The sequence below is a fragment of the Bordetella petrii genome, from assembly GCF_020991325.1.
Classification (GTDB): Bacteria; Pseudomonadota; Gammaproteobacteria; order Burkholderiales; family Burkholderiaceae_B; genus Bordetella_A; species Bordetella_A petrii_E.
Genome location: NZ_JAJMLX010000335.1, coordinates 1 through 4497, shown reverse-complemented (window position 1 = coordinate 4497; position 4497 = coordinate 1). Strand labels below are relative to the sequence as shown.

Here is a 4497-nt window from a genome sequence, read left to right as displayed (position 1 = left end):
CTGCCGGGCGACAACGTGTCGATGACGGTCAAGCTGCTGGCTCCGATCGCCATGGAAGAAGGTCTGCGCTTCGCCATTCGTGAAGGCGGTCGTACCGTCGGCGCCGGCGTCGTCGCAAAGATCATCGCCTAAGGCGACCACCAACCAGCGAAGGCGGCTGTGTCCTCTCAACCGCCTTCGCTTTTCGTTCTTTAGGAATCACCATGAAAAACCAGAAGATCCGCATCCGCTTGAAAGCCTTCGACTACAAGCTGATCGATCAGTCCGCGGCCGAAATCGTCGATACCGCCAAGCGCACCGGCGCTGTAGTGCGTGGCCCCGTGCCGCTGCCCACGCGTATCCGCCGCTACGACGTGCTGCGTTCGCCTCACGTGAACAAGTCGTCGCGCGACCAGTTCGAAATCCGCACCCATCAGCGCCTGATGGACATCGTGGATCCCACCGACAAGACCGTGGATGCCCTGATGCGTCTGGATCTGCCGGCTGGCGTCGACGTCGAAATCGCGCTGCAGTAAGGTTGCCGAGCCCTCGCGGGCTCAGGAAATGGCCGCATTCTTCGGGATGCGGCCATTTTTCCTGGTGCGTTACAAGCTAACTGCTTGTGTCGTCAGGAAAATTCGTGCTAATATGCCAAGCTTGCCATTTTGTGGCAACAGCAACCCTGGCCGTTTCTTTCGAGTGGCGGTTTTGGTTACTTGGCCCTGTAGGGTGAAAGCCTTTACCTTTTGCCCGATTAGCCCCGACCAATCGTAGTCGGGAATGGAGAAAACAATGTCGAATTCGACGTCCACGCCCGCCGCGCATCGGCTGGGTCTGGTGGGTCGCAAGGTCGGCATGACCCGCATTTTTACCGAGGAAGGTGAATCCATCCCGGTAACCGTGCTGGACGTGTCGAACAACCGCGTGACCCAGATCAAGTCTCTGGAAGCCGACGGCTATGCCGCGATCCAGGTGGCTTATGGCACTCGTCGTGCCTCGCGTGTGGCTCAGCCGCAAACCGGCCACTACGCCAAAGCTGGCACCGAAGCCGGCAGCATCCTGAAAGAATTCCGTCTGGATCCGGCCCGTCTGGCCGAGTTCACGCCGGGCGCCGTCATCGCCGTTGAATCGGTGTTCGAAGCCGGCCAACAGGTTGATGTCACGGGCACCACCATCGGTAAGGGTTTCGCCGGTACGATCAAGCGCCACAACTTCGGTTCGCAGCGTGCCTCGCACGGTAACTCCCGTTCGCACCGCGTTCCCGGCTCCATCGGCCAGGCGCAAGATCCGGGCCGTATTTTCCCCGGCAAGCGCATGGCGGGTCACCTGGGTGACGTTACCCGTACCGTTCAAAACCTCGACATCGTGCGTGTTGACGCCGAGCGCGGCCTGCTGCTGGTCAAGGGCGCCGTCCCCGGCCACGCTGGCGGCGATATCGTCGTGCGTCCGGCCATCAAGGCTCCGGCCAAGAAGGGAGCATAAGCACATGGATCTCAAGCTCCTGAACGACGAAGGTCAGGCCGCTACGTTCAGCGCGCCCGACACCATCTTCGGTCGCGATTTCAACGAAGCGCTGGTTCACCAGGTCGTGGTGGCCTACCAGGCCAACGCGCGCAGCGGTAACCGTGCCCAGAAAGACCGTGCCGAAGTCAAGCACACCACCAAGAAGCCCTGGCGCCAGAAGGGTACCGGCCGCGCTCGCGCCGGTATGACTTCGTCGCCGCTGTGGCGTGGGGGTGGTCGCACCTTCCCGAATTCGCCTGAAGAAAACTTCAGCCAGAAGGTCAACAAAAAGATGTATCGCGCCGGTATCCGGTCGATCCTCTCGCAGCTGGCCCGCGAAGACCGCATCGCCGTCGTCGACACGTTCGGCCTCGAATCGCCCAAGACCAAGCTGGCCGTGGCCAAGCTCAAGACCCTGGGCCTGGATTCGGTGCTGATCATCACCGACGCGGTGGATGAGAATGTTTACCTCGCCACCCGCAACCTGCCGCACGTTGCCGTGGTAGAGCCCCGTTATGCCGATCCGTTGTCGCTGATCCACTACAAGAAAGTGCTGATCACCAAGCCGGCCATCGCTCAACTCGAGGAGATGCTGGGATGAACGCCGAACGCTTGATGCAAGTTATTCTGGCTCCGGTGGTGACCGAAAAGGCCACCTTCGTCGCCGAAAAGAACCAGCAAATCGCTTTCCGTGTCGTGGCTGATGCTACCAAGCCGGAAATCAAGGCTGCCGTCGAACTGCTGTTCAAAGTGCAGGTCGAGTCCGTGCAGGTCCTCAACCGTAAGGGCAAAGTCAAGCGCTTTGGCCGCTTCGTGGGTCGCCGCCGCAGCGAGCGCAAGGCCTACGTCGCGCTCAAGGAAGGCCAGGAAATCGACTTTGCGGAGGTGAAGTAAATGGCCCTCGTCAAAGTAAAACCGACCTCGGCTGGCCGCCGCGGCATGGTGAAGGTGGTAAGCCCGAACCTGCACAAAGGCGCACCCTACGCCGGCCTGCTCGAAAAGAAGACCCGTGGCTCGGGCCGTAACAACAACGGCCACATCACGATCCGTCACCGTGGCGGCGGTCACAAGCAGCACTACCGCGTCATCGACTTCCGTCGCAACAAGGACGGCATTCCGGCCAAAGTGGAACGCCTCGAGTACGACCCCAACCGTACGGCGCACATCGCTCTGCTGTGCTACGCCGACGGCGAGCGTCGCTACATCATCGCTCCGCGCGGCCTGGAAGTGGGCGCCACGCTGGTCTCGGGCATCGAAGCCCCGATCCGCGCCGGCAACGCGCTGCCCATCCGCAACATCCCGGTGGGTAGCACGATCCACTGCATCGAAATGATCCCTGGCAAGGGCGCGCAAATGGCGCGTTCGGCCGGCGCATCGGCGGTGCTGCTGGCCCGTGAAGGCACCTACGCTCAAGTGCGTCTGCGTTCGGGCGAAGTCCGTCGCGTGCATATCGAGTGCCGTGCCACCATCGGTGAAGTCGGTAACGAAGAACACAGCCTGCGCCAGATCGGCAAGGCCGGTGCAATGCGTTGGCGCGGTGTGCGTCCTACGGTTCGTGGCGTGGCCATGAACCCGGTGGATCACCCGCACGGTGGCGGCGAAGGCCGCACCGGCGAAGCACGTGAACCGGTCAGCCCGTGGGGCACGCCCTCGAAGGGTTTCAAGACCCGTCGCAACAAGCGGACGAACAACATGATCGTCCAACGGCGCAAGCGCAAGTAAGAGGCGAACACTATGTCACGTTCGATCAAGAAAGGCCCGTTTGTCGACGCCCACCTTATCAACAAGGTGGACACGGCCGTCGCGGGCAAAGACAAGAAGCCGATCAAGACCTGGTCGCGCCGTTCCACGATCCTGCCCGAGTTCATCGGCCTGACGATCGCTGTGCACAACGGCCGCCAGCACGTTCCCGTTTACATCAACGAGAACATGGTCGGTCACAAGCTCGGCGAGTTCGCGCTGACCCGTACGTTCAAGGGCCACGCCGCGGACAAGAAGGCGAAGAGGTAAGACGATGGAAACTACTGCCGTTATCCGTGGGGTTCACATCTCGGCCCAGAAAACCCGTCTGGTTGCGGACTTGATCCGCGGCAAGTCGGTCGCCCAGGCCCTGAACATCCTCACCTTTTCCCCCAAGAAGGCTGCCGGCATCCTGAAGAAGGCTGTCGAGTCCGCCATCGCCAACGCCGAACACAATGATGGCGCCGACATCGACGAACTGAAGGTCACCACGATCTTCGTCGACAAGGCGCAATCGATGAAGCGTTTCTCGGCTCGCGCAAAGGGCCGCGGTAACCGCATCGAGAAGCAGACCTGCCACATCACGGTCAAGGTCGGAGCCTAAGGAGTCACGATGGGTCAGAAAATTCACCCCACTGGGTTCCGTCTCGCGGTCACCCGTAATTGGTCCTCGCGCTGGTTTGCCGATGACAAAGCCTTCGGCAGCATGCTGGCCGAAGACATCCGCGTGCGCGAATACCTGAAGAAGAAGCTCAAGAGCGCTTCTGTTGGCCGCGTCATCATCGAGCGTCCCGCCAAGAACGCCCGTATCACCGTCTACTCGGCTCGTCCGGGCGTGGTGATCGGCAAGCGCGGCGAAGACATCGAAAACCTGAAGGCCGACCTGCAGCGCCTGATGGGCGTGCCCGTGCACGTCAACATCGAGGAAATCCGCAAGCCGGAAACCGACGCTCAACTGATTGCCGATTCGATCTCGCAACAGCTCGAAAAGCGCATCATGTTCCGCCGCGCCATGAAGCGCGCCATGCAGAACGCCATGCGCCTGGGTGCCCAGGGCATCAAGATCATGAGCTCGGGCCGCTTGAACGGTATCGAAATCGCGCGTACCGAATGGTATCGCGAAGGCCGTGTACCGCTGCACACGCTGAAAGCCAACATCGACTACGGCACCTCGGAAGCCCACACCACCTACGGTGTCATCGGCATCAAGGTCTGGGTCTACAAGGGCGACATGCTGGCCAACGGCGAATTGCCGCCGGAAACCGCTGCCCCGCG

The 4497-nt window shown here is 61.3% G+C and carries 8 protein-coding genes and 1 pseudogene; all 9 read left to right on the top strand.

Annotation, left to right across the window (positions count from 1 at the left end; translation table 11 throughout):
* Positions 1-132 (top strand): annotated as a pseudogene (locus tag LPZ50_RS22270) (elongation factor Tu); the annotation flags it as partial.
* Between the two features lie 71 nt (positions 133-203).
* The gene (rpsJ, locus tag LPZ50_RS22265) at positions 204-515 is read left to right on the top strand and encodes a 30S ribosomal protein S10 (protein WP_012251770.1); all 312 of its coding nucleotides are present in this window, start codon (positions 204-206) and stop codon (positions 513-515) included.
* A gap of 256 nt (positions 516-771) precedes the next feature.
* Complete coding sequence (gene rplC / locus LPZ50_RS22260; protein WP_230665016.1) at positions 772-1461, top strand: 50S ribosomal protein L3; 690 nt, start codon at positions 772-774, stop codon at positions 1459-1461.
* A gap of 4 nt (positions 1462-1465) precedes the next feature.
* Positions 1466-2083 (top strand): 50S ribosomal protein L4, encoded by a 618-nt coding sequence (gene rplD / locus LPZ50_RS22255; RefSeq protein WP_230665015.1) that lies wholly within the window; start codon positions 1466-1468, stop codon positions 2081-2083.
* Positions 2080-2376, top strand: a complete 297-nt coding sequence (rplW, locus tag LPZ50_RS22250) for a 50S ribosomal protein L23 (protein ID WP_012251767.1) — start codon at positions 2080-2082, stop codon at positions 2374-2376. Before rplD ends, rplW begins: the two co-directional genes overlap by 4 nt.
* Entirely contained in the window at positions 2377-3204 is an 828-nt protein-coding gene (rplB, locus tag LPZ50_RS22245; RefSeq protein WP_230665014.1) for a 50S ribosomal protein L2, read from the top strand.
* 12 nt (positions 3205-3216) lie between these two features.
* Positions 3217-3492: a 30S ribosomal protein S19 gene (gene rpsS / locus LPZ50_RS22240; RefSeq protein ID WP_230665013.1), complete on the top strand. Its 276-nt coding sequence runs from the start codon at positions 3217-3219 to the stop codon at positions 3490-3492.
* Positions 3493-3496: 4 nt separating this feature from the next.
* On the top strand, positions 3497-3826 hold the full coding sequence (gene rplV, locus LPZ50_RS22235; protein WP_160351904.1) for a 50S ribosomal protein L22: 330 nt from the start codon (positions 3497-3499) through the stop codon (positions 3824-3826).
* A 9-nt stretch (positions 3827-3835) separates the two neighbouring features.
* The coding region (gene rpsC, locus LPZ50_RS22230) for a 30S ribosomal protein S3 (protein ID WP_230665012.1) at positions 3836-4497 on the top strand (662 nt) is incomplete at its 3' end.

Bases quoted from the DNA above. Each gene is read 5' to 3' on its own strand.
- rplD (WP_230665015.1), top strand. From the start codon at position 1,466: ATGGATCTCAAGCTCCTGAACGACGAAGGTCAGGCCGCTACGTTCAGC.
- rplB (WP_230665014.1), top strand. From the start codon at position 2,377: ATGGCCCTCGTCAAAGTAAAACCGACCTCGGCTGGCCGCCGCGGCATG.
- rplC (WP_230665016.1), top strand. From the start codon at position 772: ATGTCGAATTCGACGTCCACGCCCGCCGCGCATCGGCTGGGTCTGGTG.
- rplV (WP_160351904.1), top strand. From the start codon at position 3,497: ATGGAAACTACTGCCGTTATCCGTGGGGTTCACATCTCGGCCCAGAAA.
- rpsS (WP_230665013.1), top strand. From the start codon at position 3,217: ATGTCACGTTCGATCAAGAAAGGCCCGTTTGTCGACGCCCACCTTATC.
- rplW (WP_012251767.1), top strand. From the start codon at position 2,080: ATGAACGCCGAACGCTTGATGCAAGTTATTCTGGCTCCGGTGGTGACC.
- rpsJ (WP_012251770.1), top strand. From the start codon at position 204: ATGAAAAACCAGAAGATCCGCATCCGCTTGAAAGCCTTCGACTACAAG.